9 protein-coding genes are annotated in these 14232 nt (G+C 45.2%); 5 read left to right on the top strand and 4 right to left on the bottom strand.

Features of this window, described 5'->3' with window-relative positions; translation table 11 throughout:
* Nucleotides 1–413: 413 nt before the first annotated feature.
* A complete protein-coding gene (locus ABV001_RS16380; protein ID WP_352423791.1) occupies nt 414–1628 on the bottom strand; it encodes an MFS transporter in 1215 nt (404 codons plus the stop codon).
* Nucleotides 1629–1818: 190 nt separating this feature from the next.
* Between ABV001_RS16380 and ABV001_RS16375 the strand changes: the two genes are divergently transcribed.
* From ABV001_RS16375 to ABV001_RS16360, 4 genes are all read left to right on the top strand, one after another.
* Nucleotides 1819–3492, top strand: coding sequence for a hypothetical protein (locus tag ABV001_RS16375; protein WP_352423790.1), 1674 nt, complete (start codon nt 1819–1821; stop codon nt 3490–3492).
* Between the two features lie 181 nt (nt 3493–3673).
* Nucleotides 3674–4075, top strand: coding sequence for a hypothetical protein (locus tag ABV001_RS16370; protein ID WP_352423789.1), 402 nt, complete (start codon nt 3674–3676; stop codon nt 4073–4075).
* Entirely contained in the window at nt 4065–4541 is a 477-nt protein-coding gene (locus tag ABV001_RS16365) for a helix-turn-helix domain-containing protein (RefSeq protein WP_352423788.1), read from the top strand. The genes ABV001_RS16370 and ABV001_RS16365 overlap by 11 nt, the downstream gene beginning before the upstream one ends.
* A 346-nt stretch (nt 4542–4887) precedes the next feature.
* Nucleotides 4888–5364: a helix-turn-helix domain-containing protein gene (locus ABV001_RS16360; protein ID WP_323425104.1), complete on the top strand. Its 477-nt coding sequence runs from the start codon at nt 4888–4890 to the stop codon at nt 5362–5364.
* Nucleotides 5365–5501: 137 nt separating this feature from the next.
* Here ABV001_RS16360 and glgP read toward each other — a convergent pair whose 3' ends face one another.
* Both glgP and ABV001_RS16350 read right to left on the bottom strand, forming a co-directional pair.
* The gene (gene glgP, locus ABV001_RS16355) at nt 5502–8066 is read right to left on the bottom strand and encodes an alpha-glucan family phosphorylase (RefSeq protein WP_352423787.1); all 2565 of its coding nucleotides are present in this window, start codon (nt 8064–8066) and stop codon (nt 5502–5504) included.
* A 219-nt stretch (nt 8067–8285) separates the two neighbouring features.
* Nucleotides 8286–9995 carry a glycogen/starch synthase gene (locus ABV001_RS16350; RefSeq protein ID WP_352423786.1) on the bottom strand — a complete coding sequence of 570 codons (1710 nt, stop codon included), beginning with the start codon at nt 9993–9995 and terminating at the stop codon, nt 8286–8288.
* 74 nt (nt 9996–10069) lie between these two features.
* Between ABV001_RS16350 and mfd the strand changes: the two genes are divergently transcribed.
* Nucleotides 10070–13423 (top strand): transcription-repair coupling factor, encoded by a 3354-nt coding sequence (gene mfd, locus ABV001_RS16345; protein WP_352423785.1) that lies wholly within the window; start codon nt 10070–10072, stop codon nt 13421–13423.
* Here the strand turns inward: mfd and epsC are convergent.
* Nucleotides 13405–14226 (bottom strand): serine O-acetyltransferase EpsC, encoded by an 822-nt coding sequence (epsC, locus tag ABV001_RS16340; RefSeq protein WP_352423784.1) that lies wholly within the window; start codon nt 14224–14226, stop codon nt 13405–13407. The two genes, mfd and epsC, sit on opposite strands and share 19 nt — an antisense overlap.
* Between the last annotated feature and the right edge of the window lie 6 nt (nt 14227–14232).

Here is a 14232-nt window from a genome sequence, read left to right as displayed (position 1 = left end):
AGGATCACTATAGACTCATTTGAGAAAGGTCATGTGAATCTATTTCTTCTCTCACATTTTATGTTTGCGTATATTGGTGGTGATACACTTCACTTACTGAATTATGCATGGAGATTAGCCTATTCTTTAGCCGCTGGAGAGCCAAGCCTCACAAATGAAAATTTTGACAGTCTGCACCTTTGCCTGTGTTTCCGCCATATCTTCTCCAGTGTAACTCTATTTCTTCTCTATACCTACTCTATAAAATATAGAGATATATTAGCTTTAATCTGGCGAATGAGTGGCTTTTTTAACGGGATAATATTGATATTGTAACATTGAATGGCAGTAATGTGGATATATACATTTTATTTGTATATGACAAACCGGAATTTGCGTTTTATCCTAAGTGGATCAAGCGTACGTAAATTGTTTTAATATTTCTGTCGGTCGAGCCGCATGGCGGGTGGGGTAAGGAAGGCCGCAATCCCTATCACTATGATGATGGATCCGGATAGGATAAAAGATGTGGTGAGCCCCAGTCCGTCTGCCAAGAAGCCGATCCCCACTAATCCCAACATCGCCGGTATAAGGCTGAAAGTGAAAAACATGGAGAAAACCCTACCAAGCACGCCCGGTTCTATCCTGGTTTGTAGTAATCCGGTAAATGCGGCGTTATACACCGCGCCGGAAACACCTCCGATGGCGGTTAACACGGCAAACCAGACAAATCCGTCGGGTGACAAGAGTCCGGTCAACAGGAAAGTGAGTCCGCAGACGAGGTACATCCAATTGATCAATGCGACGCGATTGATCTTATACACTTTCGCTCCCATTACAGCACCCCCTATCAATGCCCCGACACTCCATATCGCTTCAATGATACCGGCCTGGAATTCTGTGCCATTGAAATAGTCGAATGTCATCAGGGGAAATAGTACGCTGATGGGAATAATAAAGAACGCGACAGATATATCGTAAATGAAAACCCAGCTTAACCCTTTGTTCCTCAGTATGATCATGGCGCCTTCTTTCATTTCCCTTACAATATCCCTTTCTACCCCCTCTTCCTTTTCCGGATTAGGGATATGTACGAAGAAGAGTGAGGTGACAGCTATCAGGGCACCGGCTACGTCGAACAGTAACACATACTCTATCTTCCATATCGTTATCAGCATGGCGCCGAGGGCGGGACCTGCAATTTGACTCACCGAAGCGATAATCTGGTTTACGCCTGCAATACGGGTTAACTGGTTTGTCAGAGCAAGGAGCGGAACCGATGCCTGCATGGCCGGCATGTGGAATGCAGAACCTATGGAGCGTAGTGCCAATAGACCGAATATGTGCCATACCTGTGCTATATCGATCCAGAAAAGAATTGCCAGTATCAAAGTACATAATGCGATAAAAGAGTCGGCAAGCATCATGATCCGTTTACGGTTCCAGCGGTCTATCAATGCCCCGGTAAAAGGCCCGATAATTGATTGGGGAAGTAATCCCGCGATAGCTGCCCACGCCAGCATTTCGGCCGAGCCCGTTTCCAGGCTGAGCCATATAATGATGGCGAAGTTCACAAGACTACTGGTCAGGATGGAGAAAAACTGGCCACTCCAGATAATTGCAAAGGTCCTCTTCCAATTATTATTCATGCGGTTGGATGCTAAAAACCGTCAATATAAACGGACGGTAGTGCTATAACAGCACAAAAATACTAACTGTTTACCGATTGACAGAATTTAGGGTAATAATATCGGTTAATGGAGGTATTTGAAGTTGTAAAAAAAAGACATCATCAAAAAAAAGTATATATTTGTACTCTTTTATATGGGTGGTTATAAAATGTGGCGGTTATTCTTTTTTTTCTTGTCGGTGGTTTACCTTGTTATCTGTTATTCATGCGGGAACAAGGCTAATGAGCATGTATACCGGCAGTTGTCTTCCTGGGATAGTATGATAGACAGCATGCCGCAACTTGTTTCTGATAGTTTGGAAATGATTGACGCTGAGGATTTGGATTGGCCTAACCGGGCTTATTATGGCCTGTTAAAGGTTATTTCGGATGATAAAACGTATGTCAATTTTGCCAGTGATTCCCTGATCAACTCAGTGAGTGATTATTACCGTGTACATGATCCTAAACATAATAACTATATCCGTGCCCTGGCTTATCAGGGTATTGTCCGTACCAGGATGGGAGTGAGAGACAGTACGGTCTTTGAACCACTCAGGGAAGCAAGTAAATTATTTCTCTCCATGCAAAACCCGGATCCCTCAATAGGCTACCTGATCAACTATTTTCTGGGTAATATTCATTATACTAATCGTAGTAATACGGTAGCAGATGAATATTTTCGTAAAGCACTTGACTACGCTCGCCAAGAATGGGATTCTGTTCATCTGTTCGATACTTATCTGGCCCTGTATTGGAATGAAATGGTGCCAAAAAAGATTGAAACGGGTAAGTTGTACCTTGATACGCTTTCATCTTTTTATAACCGGTTGCCCGGAAAGGATTATTTTATTTTGAATGCTCAATCCATCTATTATGATGTGCTGGGTGAGCCTGAAAAAGCCTTGGAAAGAGAAAAGGAATTACTCCAAATAACGTATACCCAGAAAGAAAATATTGACCTTTCGAGGTTATACTATAATATTTCAGATAGATATACCGGGCTTGGACAATTGGACAGTGCTATGTTATATGCCCAAATGGCTATTGGATCCATGCAAGATACCACCTACAGGCAAACTTATCTTTATTATCAGAATGTGGCCAATATTGCTGAGAAACAGGGTAATCTTTCTTTGTCTAATGAGTATTTAAGAGACGCTTTTTCGCTATATAGTGAGTCTATCAAGGACCGTTTGGATACGCGTATTGTGGAATTGGAAAAAAAATACGATCTTACAGAAGCAGAGAATGAGACCCTCAGAGCACGTCAACAAAACCTGCGTATTGTTATCGGTGCCCTGCTTCTGGTCATTGTGCTGATAATCATTCTAATGTATGCCTGGAAAGTAAGGAGAACCACTAAATTGAGACTGGTACAGGCTGAATATAAGATGGAACAGCAAGAGCTGCAAGCCAGGATTTTAAAGGACGAAGCAGGCAAACGCAAGTGGCTGTTGCAACTCTATAGCCATATCTCGGGGCGGCTGGCTTTCCTGCAGGGTGAATTTGAATCGCTTACCCAACGATATATTTCTTCTAACCCGAAAGTATACTATGAAATGGAGAAGATATTGAAGAATACCGACATCGATTTACGAGATATTACCAAAGCGATAGCCACGGACGATGAAACTTTTTATGCCTATACCCGCCTCAAAGATGAAGAGGGGATATTCAATGCGACTGAAAAGATGATGCTGATGTTACTGGCATGTAATGCCGATAACCGACAATTGGCCACGTTTATGAATACCAGTTTAGAGAGTATCCGGGTGAGAAAATCCCAACTTAAAAGGAAAATGCAGGAAAAAAACATGGATATGACTCTCTTCCATGAATAAAAATGCCGTTAAATAAATTGTCTTAAATATTTTATTATTAGTGTAATAGCGGTATTTTGTCCATTAAAAAAGAAGAGTCCTGTTGCTTTTTCTGTCATTCCTCCGTTACTTTGTGTCTATAATTCGCAACGAATTTCAAAAGCATTATTAGAGAATTAATTAATAAAAAGGAGATTAAAATATGAGAAAGTCAATGGTATTTTTGTTCATGACCGTTTGTAGTGCATTCTTATTTTCTGTTTCGGCAGATCAATTATCAGACAAAATTGAGTTAGGTAGGCTCGGGGGTACTACCCGGGGTGCAATGGCTGCAAATAACCTGGGAGAACAGCTTGCAGTACCGGTTGTGGAGGCATACAACCTTCAGAATGTGATTTCCATCTCCGTGCAGAACTATCGAGGCGGCGCATGGGTTGAGATTGTCGGTCCGAGGGAAGTAAGACAGAGTTATATCGAAGTATATGATATGGGTTTTGGTGTAGCGAATCTTTCCGGTCTTCGTGCAGGTACATATACTATACGTGTTACACTCGGTTCGGAAGTGTTTACGGGAACATTTAAAATAGCATCGTATGGACGTTAGTGCAAGAGTAAGAACAGACGATGTACGCAAGTATTTGCTGACGGATGTGGCTTCATGCACATTTACTTTCTCAGATGGTTTGAAAAGCAAGGTGAGCCCATCCCCCGAAAGTGAGATTGTGCTTGTGAAGTTTATCCCGCGGGCATCGAAATCAAAACGGTTTGAAGACAGTGTATTGAGCAATTATTCGCGGGCAAGAAATATGAATGAACTGGCAGCTATGTGTAAATATGACTGTGTAAGGACTTTTACCCGCCACTTCAAGAAATGTTTCGGACAAACTCCCTATCAGTGGATGCTTGAACGTAAGATGGAGGAAATACAATCTTTGGTATTCAACTCTGATATCAGTATCACAGAGATATCCAGGATGTATGACTTTAAAAGCGTATCACATTTGGTGAATGCTTATACCAAGAGATTTGGTATTTCACCGCATAAAAGCAGATTATCGAATGCTATCTGACTCTACCCTTTGATAATAAACCAGACACAATCTTCGTAATTGTTTTCGGTTACTATTTCTTTGTGTATCGGTGAAATTAGAGAAGCGCTACTCGTGAGAGAGCGCTTTTTTTCTATGCAGGGTCGTTAAATTGGGTTTCTGTAAAATATTGATTACTAATAGTGTTTTCGCTGCCATGCCGTTAAAATATTGGAGTGCTATTGTTTTTTATGTCATTCTTCTATTATTTTGTGTTTATAAATTTCAAAATTAATTACAGCGATTTTTGATTCCTGATCTTTGTGCAATATAGGATACATATTATACGTGGTTCGGGAATTATTCAGAAACATTAAAAAAGGATCTTATGAATGCTAACGCTAAAATACAAAAAGAAGACGTACGCAAATATTTGCTGACAGATGTGGCATCCTGCACATTTACTTTCTCGGACGGTTTGAAGAGCAGGGTAAATCCATCGCCCGATAGTGAGATTGTGCTTGTGAAATTTATCCCGCGGGCATCGAAGTCAAAACGGTTTGAAGACAGCGTCTTGAGCAACTATTCACAGGCAAAAAACATGAATGAACTGGCACGGTTATGTAAGTACGACTGTTTAAGGACCTTTACTCGCCATTTCAAGAAATGTTTTGGACAAACACCTTATCAGTGGATGCTCGACCGTAAAATGGAAGAGATACAGTCTCTGGTGCTTAACTCCGATATCAGTATCACTGAAATATCTATGATATATGATTTTAAAAGCGTATCACATCTGGTGAACGCATACAGTAAGAGATTTGGTATTTCACCGCACAAAAGCAGATTATCGAATGCTATCTGACTCTACCCTTTGATAATAATAAAGTAAACATAATCTTCGTAATTGTTTTCGATTACTATTTCTTTGTGTGTCGGTGAAATTAAAAAAGCGCTACTCGTGAGAGGGCGCTTTTTCTTTTTGGTGGTGGCTGAATTGGATTATATCCATCGCATGTATGCGAAATCCATCCTGTGGGGCAAATCGGCATTCTTTGGATATACCCGTAGGCCATACTGGTGTGTGCCGGGATCGTTAAGTGCTTTACGCGATTCGAAATAAAGGAGGGAACCTTCGGTCCTGACCAGATCGAATTCATATGACTCAACGAACTGGGGTTCGTTATTCATCGTGTCGTGATCCACAACCACGCATTCAACGCCTAAGTCACAAATCATGCCTTTCTTGTCGATTACTACCTGTCCGTAGACCTCGTTATGGCCGTTATTAAAATCGACTTTCTGATTGGGATTGAATTCTAATTTGACAACTTCAAACTGATCCCATTTCGAGGCAGTATCTATCTTCCATTTCACAATTTCTTTGACTTTTGCATAGTTATTCTCGTGAAGCTGGTGAGAGCGTTTTGCCAACTTATTGTAGAAGCGGTCGAAGTAATCGTCCATCATTCGTTTGGTGGTGAAATGGGGAGCTATTTCGGCCATGGACTTCCTGATGTATTGTATCCATTCATGGGAGTAGCCATTGCTGTTATGGGCATAATAGAGGGGTACGATCTCATTTTCAAGCAGGGAGTAGATTGTGGAGGCATCCAGTTCATCCTGGTAAAACTGGTTGTCGTAAGTCCGTTCGTCGGTCAGGGCCCAACCGGCGCCCTCTTTGTAGCCTTCATACCACCACCCGTCAAGCACCGAGAGGTTCAATACACCGTTCATCTCCGCTTTTTCGCCGGAAGTTCCCGAGGCTTCCTGAGCGCGGGTGGGAGTGTTCAGCCAGATGTCCACGCCGGATACCAATCGTTTAGCCAGGCGCATATCATAATTCTCAAGGAAGATGATCTTGCCAAGGAATTCAGGACGACGGGATATTTCCACGATCTGTTTGATCAATCCTTGTCCTCCTCCATCGGCAGGGTGCGCTTTCCCCGCAAAAATAAACTGAACAGGATATCTGGGGTTATTTACGATCTTCGACAGGCGTTCGAGGTCGGTGAACAGCAGGTGTGCACGCTTATAAGTGGCAAAACGCCGGGAGAACCCTATCAGCAACGCGTTGGGATTAACCTCCTCCAGCATGCTCACAATCCTTGAGGGAGCCGCCTGGTTCTTGAGCCATCCTTCTTTAAATTCTGTCTGGATATAATCCACCAGTTTCTTTTTCAGATGCATGCGGAGCTCCCATAACTCGTCATCGCTCACATTATAAATATTTTTCCATATCTCGGTATTTGATTGGTCGCCATAAAACGATTCCCCGAAATATTTTTCGTAAAGCGCTTTTACTGAAGATGTTGCCCAGCTGGGTAGGTGAACGCCATTGGTAACATAACCCACATGCAGTTCTTCTGGGAAATAACCTTTCCATACCGGTTGAAACATTTTTTGCGAGACAGTACCGTGGAGTTTACTTACTCCGTTGGCTTCCTGCGCGGTATTCAATGCGAATACGCTCATCGAGAATTTTTCATTCGATCCGGGGTTATCGCGTCCCATATCCATGAACTGTTGCCAGGGGATACCGATACTTTCTATCATAGGTGCCATGTACTTGGAGATCAGGCGCTCGTCGAAATAGTCGTGGCCTGCCGGTACCGGTGTATGGACTGTATAGAGTGACGACGCGCGTACTACCTCCAGTGCTTCCTGAAAGGAGAGGCCTTCTTCCAGCACATAATCATGCAGGCGTTGGATGTTGATAAAGGCCGCATGGCCTTCATTCATATGGTATACATCTTTGCGGATACCCAGTTTTTTTAATAATAATATACCGCCGACACCCAGCAGAAACTCCTGTTTCATACGGTTTTCCCAGTCTCCCCCATACAGTTGATGGGTGATAGGGCGGTCGTACTCACTGTTGTGTTCCAGATCGGTGTCCATAAGGTAGAGGTTGATGCGTCCCACCGCCACTTTCCATACATGTGAATAAATAGAACGGTCATGGAAAGGGACTTCCAGTATCATGGGAGACCCGTCCTCGTTCATCACTTGTGTGATGGGCAGGTTCCCAAAATTTTGCGCCTCGTAGTTGGCGATTTGCTGGCCTTCCATTGAGAGTGTCTGGGTAAAGTAACCGTAACGGTAGAGGAAACCGACCGCAGTCATATCTACATTGCTGTCACTCGCTTCCTTCAGATAATCTCCGGCCAGGATACCCAGACCGCCGGAATAGATTTTCAACACATGCGACAGTCCGTATTCCATACTGAAGTAGGCTACGCTTGGACGCTCATTGTTGTGAGGGGCGCTCATATAATCCTTAAAGTATCCGTAGACACGTTGAATCCGCTCCAGAAGTTCATTGTTGTTCAATACATTCTCAGTGACTTCGGAACGTAAGTTTTGTAATAATACGACCGGATTTTTTCCGCTCTTTTCCCACTCCTGTGGGTCTAAGATTTCAAATATGGCTTTTGCTTCTTCATTCCATACCCACCATAAGTTGTGGACGATCTCTTCCAGCGGACGTAACTGATCGGGTAATTCCGTATGTACGTGGATATCTTTCCAGATGGGCGCGTTTGAATGACTTGATTGAATAATCATCTTTTATAATTAAAAATTTATAATTAAAAATTAAGAATTAAGAATTCTCAACTTTTCACTCTTCACTCTTCATTATTAATTTTTCACTCTTCACTCCGTAGATTTTCTGTCGTCTCTCGGCAGAGTTCAAACAAGTTTGACTCTGCACTCATTCCTAAGAAAATTCACTATTAATTCACAAAGTTTTGGCTCTTGAATCTTACGGCAAGTATAACACTTTTATTCTGTTTTAAGTTTATAGGGATGCGATAATCTGACAAAAGAGTTATGCAATGCTTTGCTATAAGCATCCTGATAATAGCGGATGAAATGTGCCCAGTCTGCCATATCTGCTAATGCAGATGCGCTTTGTTTTAATATTTTCACTTGTTCGTTGCTTTTCAGCGAGAGCTCGTGTACAAGTGAGGCAATTTCTTCGGCCACCTCCGTATGGTTTTCATCATTACGGTGAATTACTTCAATACCGTCACTTATTCCCTCTGTCTTGTCGCCTTGTTTCTTCGCCCAGACACCAAACCCTGCCAGGCTTGTGGTGATGGTAGGAACGGAAAAGGCCACACTTTCGTGCGGAGTATAACCCCACGGCTCGTAATAGGAGGGGAAGACCGTCATGTCGAGTCCGATCAGCAGATCGTAATAGGGTAGGTTGAAGATACCGTCGTCTCCATTCAGATAAGAGGGGACAAAGATGATCTGGACCCTCTCACTTTCTGTATTGCAAAACCCCAGATGCCTGATCTGATTCATCACCATGTCGTGGTCCGGGTCTACTAATTCATGGGTAAGGAAGGGGCAGTCAGAAGAAGGCCTCGGGGAAGTGTTCCCGATTGGTGCTGGTTCATTGCCGGAGAGACGCTCCTGAAGATCTTTACGGGGACCTTTGACCCATCCGGGCACCATGATAAAGGCAATGACATCCTTTGTCAATTCGGGCATTTTCCGGAGCAGGTTCATCGCGTCGATAAATACATCGATACCTTTGTTTTTATATTCATACCTGCCGCTGGTAGCAATCAGTAATGCGTCGGGATGAATGACATGACCTACCATTTTCCCGGCAACGTTGAGCAATGCTTTCCGGGCTTTTTTACGTGCCCGGTTGTAATCAGGTCCCTGGGGTATAAAATCCTTTTCGAACCCGTTGGGTGTGACAATGTCGGGTTGCCGTTGCAGGAGTTGGGTACATTCGGCTGCAGTGATATCACTCACGGTTGTGAAGCAATCCACATAGTGTGCTGCTTTCTTCTCGATGGAGTGCTTGGCTGTCATATTCAACTGCCGGGCCATCTGGTCGCCGTTATATTGATGCAAATGATCATACAACGGGAGATTGTTGCCGGCAATGGAACGGCCGATGGAAGTGGCATGGGTGGTGAAGAGGGTGGCGATCTTGGGAACATGCTTCCTGATATAAAGCGCTGCCGCACCTGTCATCCACTCGTTGAAATGGGCGATCACGTTTTCCGCTTCAAGGTGATGAAAGCGGTAAAAGCTTTCAATGACTACTCCTGTGGCGTAGGCGAACATGGTCGCTTCGTGGTAATCACCGTAAGCCGCTATCGAATCAACCCCGTAATCCATCCACATCTCCGCGTAGATATCATTCTGCTTTTCAAAGAATGCATCGAACTTTATGAGAAAAACGATGGGCTCCCCGGGAATTTTCCATCGTCCGATACGGATAGGGAGATGTTGGTTGCACGATGCGTAATCACGCCATGACGCAAAGAGATGTTTATCTTCCCTGAACCAGGGACTTTCCTGTTCACCCCACACATCGGGGCCAATGAAAAATACCTTGTCTTTATACGTTTTTTGTAGAATATTGGCCCGTGTGGATAGGACGGTATAAATACCGCCCACTTTGTTACACACTTCCCAACTGGCCTCAAATAGGTAATCAGGTGTGTGCCTGGGATCTATCTCCATATGTGATTATTTTCTTGTCTACGAGAGGCAAAGATAATAAAAAAAAATGGCTTATCTTTGTAACTTTCTTGTGAATGGTTGAAACAATAGACATTACCCAATTACAACGGCTGATTGGAAAGCATCCCAACCTGGCGGCGGCAGGCTCTTTACTGAAAGATATAGATGTCTTATCGGTATCGGGTTTGCAGGGGTCTTCACGTGCCTTGTTCGCCGGGGAATTATTCCACAGACAACCCCGGACTTACCTCTATATATTCAATGATGCGGAGACTGCAGGTTATTTCTACCATGACCTGACCCAGATGATGGGATCGGGGGATGTGCTCTTTTTTCCGTCGGCCTACAAGAGGGCCGCCAAGTACGGGCAGATAGACCGTGCCAACGAGGTGCTCCGGGCAGGTGTCTTAAGCCGCCTGCAGGACGGCTCAGGCCCACTGGTCATTGTCAGTTATCCCGATGCGTTGGCAGAGAAAACGGTTTCACGTGAACAATTGGTGGAGAATACGCTGAAGGTATCGGTGGGAGACCGGGTTGACAGTGCTTTTGTGAGCGAAGTGCTCGATAGTCAGGGATTCCAGGTTGCGGATTATGTGTATGAACCGGGGCAATACGCCGTAAGGGGGAGTATCCTCGATGTTTTTTCTTTTTCGAGTGAATATCCCTATCGCATCGATTTCTTTGGGGACGAGGTGGAGACCATACGCAATTTCGATCTGGAAACACAATTGTCGAAGGAGAAATTTAACGAAGTACGGATCGTGCCCGAGTTTGACCGTAATGGATTTAAACCGGCTTCGCTGTTCGGGCTTCTTCCGGGTGACTCGGTAATCGGTACGGAGGATATGCGTTGGATTGTAAGCCGGGTGGAATCGATCCACGAAGATGAATTGCAAATCGATCCTAAGGATGAGGAGTTTGTGAAAGCCGACCTGCTCTCGAAAAAAGACTTCCTGGAGTGCATCGGTTCGTTCCGGCAAATACGTTTCGATACCAGAATGTTGGATACTCCCGACGCCACTATCGAATTCAACACCTCGATGCAGCCTCTTTATCATAAGAATTTCGACCTCCTGAGTGAATCTTTGCGCCGGTTCATGGATGAGGGCTATACAATTTATATATTGAGCGACAGTGAAAAACAGCAGAAAAGACTTTACCATATTTTTGAGGACCGTAACGATCCCATCCCCTTTATCCCGGTCAACAAGACGTTGCATGAGGGATTTTCGGATGAAACGTTGAAAATATGCTGCTTTACCGATCACCAGATTTTTGATCGTTTTCATAAATACAGCCTGAAATCCGAGAAGGCCCGTTCGGGTAAGATTGCCCTGACGCTCAAGGAGATCAACCAACTCCAGCCGGGAGACTATGTGGTGCATATGGATCATGGTATCGGCCGGTTTGCCGGACTGGTCCGTTTGCGTATCGGCGATAAGATACAAGAGGTAATTAAACTCACCTATAAAAATAACGATGCCGTATTTGTTTCCATCCATTCCCTGCACAAAATATCAAAGTACAAAGGGAAGGAAGGCGAGGAACCACAACTCAACAAGTTGGGTTCAGGGGCGTGGGAGAAGGTGAAGGAGAGGACCAAGAAGAAAATTAAGGATATTGCCCGCGACCTGATCAAACTCTATGCCCGGCGCCAGCAGGAGAAAGGGTTTGCCTTTTCGAAGGATACTTATCTGCAGACCGAGTTGGAAGCGTCGTTCATGTATGAAGATACACCTGATCAGGTGAAAGCGACCCGCGATGTGAAAGCCGACATGCAGAGTGAGCGGCCTATGGACCGGCTGGTTTGTGGCGATGTGGGGTTCGGCAAGACCGAGGTCGCCATCCGTGCTGCCTTTAAAGCGGCAACCGACGGCAAGCAGACGGCTGTATTGGTGCCTACTACTGTACTGGCCACACAACATTACCATACTTTCAGGGATAGGCTGGCCGATTTCCCTGTGAAGGTGGATTACCTGAGTCGCGCGCGTTCGGCGAAAGAACAAAAAGAGATACTGCTCCGTTTAAAAGAGGGGAAGATCGATATCCTTATCGGTACGCACCGGCTGGTAGGGAAGGATGTGGAGTTTAAAGACCTCGGATTGCTGATCATTGATGAAGAGCAGAAATTCGGCGTGTCGGTCAAGGAGAAACTTAAACAGTTGAAGGTGAATGTGGACACACTCACTATGACGGCAACACCTATCCCTCGTACCCTGCAATTCTCACTGATGGGGTCGCGTGACCTCTCTACCATCGGCACGCCGCCTCCCAACCGTTATCCCATACAAACAGAGGTGCATACTTTTGATATCGAATTAATCCGTGATGCCATCCATTTCGAGTTGAACCGCAACGGGCAGCTTTTTATTGTGAATAACCGCATCAAGAATATTTATGAGCTGGAGGCATTGATCAAGAGGGAAATTCCCGGTGTGAGAGTGGCGGTGGGACATGGGCAGATGGATCCGAAAAAGTTGGAGGGCGTGATTGAAGATTTTGTCAACCATGAACAGGATGTGTTGATTGCCACCACCATTATCGAATCGGGAATCGACATGCCCAATGTGAATACCATCATCGTGATGGATGCGCAGAATTTCGGGCTGAGCGACCTGCATCAGTTGCGGGGCAGGGTGGGACGAAGCAACCGCAAGGCGTTCTGTTACCTGCTGGCTCCTCCCTTCTATACGCTGAGCAGCGACTCACGCAGGCGACTGCAGGCTATTGAGAATTTTGCCGAACTGGGGAGCGGACTTCACATTGCCATGCAGGACCTGGATATCCGTGGGGCGGGAAACCTGCTGGGTGCGGAACAGAGTGGTTTTATTGCCGACCTGGGATATGAGACTTACCAGAAAATTCTGGAGGAAGCAGTACAGGAGTTACGGAAAGATGAGTTTGCGGAATTGTACGATGCGCAGCAGGCTGAAAGGGCGCAGGCGTATAATTTTGTGGATGATGTACTGGTGGAGAGTGATTTGGAACTGATGTTCCCGGTGAATTATATTCCGAATGATGCGGAACGCGTAGGAATTTACCGCGAGATGGATAATATGGAGTCGGAGACAGAGATCATGGACTTTATGAAACGTCTGGAAGACCGCTTTGGAAAAATTCCGCCGCAGGGCAGGGAACTTATCCGTATTGTGCGGCTCCGCCGTATTGCCAAGTCGCTGGGAATTGAGAAAGTGGTATTGAAAAACGGACAGATGACCCTCTTCCTGATCTCTGATCCGGAGTCGCCCTATTACAATTCACCGGTGTTCGACCAGTTATTGGATTTTGTACAGAAACAACCACGCCGATGCCGTTTGCAAGAGAAAGGCCGGAAACGGTCGGTGGCAATCAGTCAGATAGAGACCGTGGAAACCGCTGTCGCTTTACTGGAAGAGATTGACGGGGGAGATCAGATTACAAAATCATAAGGACTGGAGAAATCCCTTACCATACGTATCTTTACATCTATCGAGTTAGAAACGAGAGAGTAGGGGACCACACTTCGGGTGAGCCATGCACCGCCGCCAATCACCGAGTCATGGCCTACCAATGTATTTCCCCCGAGAATAGTGGCATTGGCATAGATCACCACGTTGTCTTCCACAGTGGGATGCCGTTTTATATCTGACAACTTTTTTTCCACATACAAAGCGCCGAGCGTCACACCCTGATATATCTTCACGTTATCGCCAATCACAGTTGTCTCGCCAATCACGATTCCCGTCCCATGGTCCATAAACAGATTCTTGCCTATCCTGGCGGCAGGATGGATATCGATGCCTACTTTTGAGTGTGCGTACTCTGAGAAAAGCCGGGCAATCAGGGGGACTCCCAACCGGTGGAGCTCATGGGCCACACGATGTACGCAGAGCGCGTAAAAACCGGGATAAGTGAGGATTACCTCTTCCAGACTCTTGGCTGCAGGGTCGGCTTTCAGGTAGCAGGCCGCATCCTTATAGAGCCGTTCCCGGAGTAAGGGAAATTGACGGAAAAATGATTCGGTGATCCCTTCAGCTTTCTCCTCACCGGTGAGCGAGGATATGTTGGCATAAAGTGTGAGAGCGGCGCCCTTCAGCTTTTCATGGACATCTACCGGTTCCGCACAGTCGCAGATTGGAAACATCTGTGAAATAAGCGTTTCTATCACTTCTTCCAGGTCACACTTGTTTATTGGAATGCGTATGGGTTGCGGGTTGAACTGCTGAATGAGCTCCTCAATCTTGTCAGTCATACAAAT

Origin of the sequence: Proteiniphilum sp. (assembly GCF_040307845.1) — a bacterium.
Classification (GTDB): domain Bacteria; phylum Bacteroidota; class Bacteroidia; order Bacteroidales; family Dysgonomonadaceae; genus Proteiniphilum.
This window is presented reverse-complemented; position numbering and strand designations above follow the sequence as displayed.

Excerpts from the sequence above, each read along its gene's own strand:
- ABV001_RS16380 (WP_352423791.1), bottom strand. The coding sequence starts at position 1,628 with ATGAATAATAATTGGAAGAGGACCTTTGCAATTATCTGGAGTGGCCAG.
- ABV001_RS16375 (WP_352423790.1), top strand. The coding sequence starts at position 1,819 with ATGTGGCGGTTATTCTTTTTTTTCTTGTCGGTGGTTTACCTTGTTATC.
- ABV001_RS16370 (WP_352423789.1), top strand. The coding sequence starts at position 3,674 with ATGAGAAAGTCAATGGTATTTTTGTTCATGACCGTTTGTAGTGCATTC.
- ABV001_RS16365 (WP_352423788.1), top strand. The coding sequence starts at position 4,065 with ATGGACGTTAGTGCAAGAGTAAGAACAGACGATGTACGCAAGTATTTG.
- ABV001_RS16360 (WP_323425104.1), top strand. The coding sequence starts at position 4,888 with ATGAATGCTAACGCTAAAATACAAAAAGAAGACGTACGCAAATATTTG.
- glgP (WP_352423787.1), bottom strand. The coding sequence starts at position 8,066 with ATGATTATTCAATCAAGTCATTCAAACGCGCCCATCTGGAAAGATATC.
- ABV001_RS16350 (WP_352423786.1), bottom strand. The coding sequence starts at position 9,995 with ATGGAGATAGATCCCAGGCACACACCTGATTACCTATTTGAGGCCAGT.
- mfd (WP_352423785.1), top strand. The coding sequence starts at position 10,070 with ATGGTTGAAACAATAGACATTACCCAATTACAACGGCTGATTGGAAAG.
- epsC (WP_352423784.1), bottom strand. The coding sequence starts at position 14,226 with ATGACTGACAAGATTGAGGAGCTCATTCAGCAGTTCAACCCGCAACCC.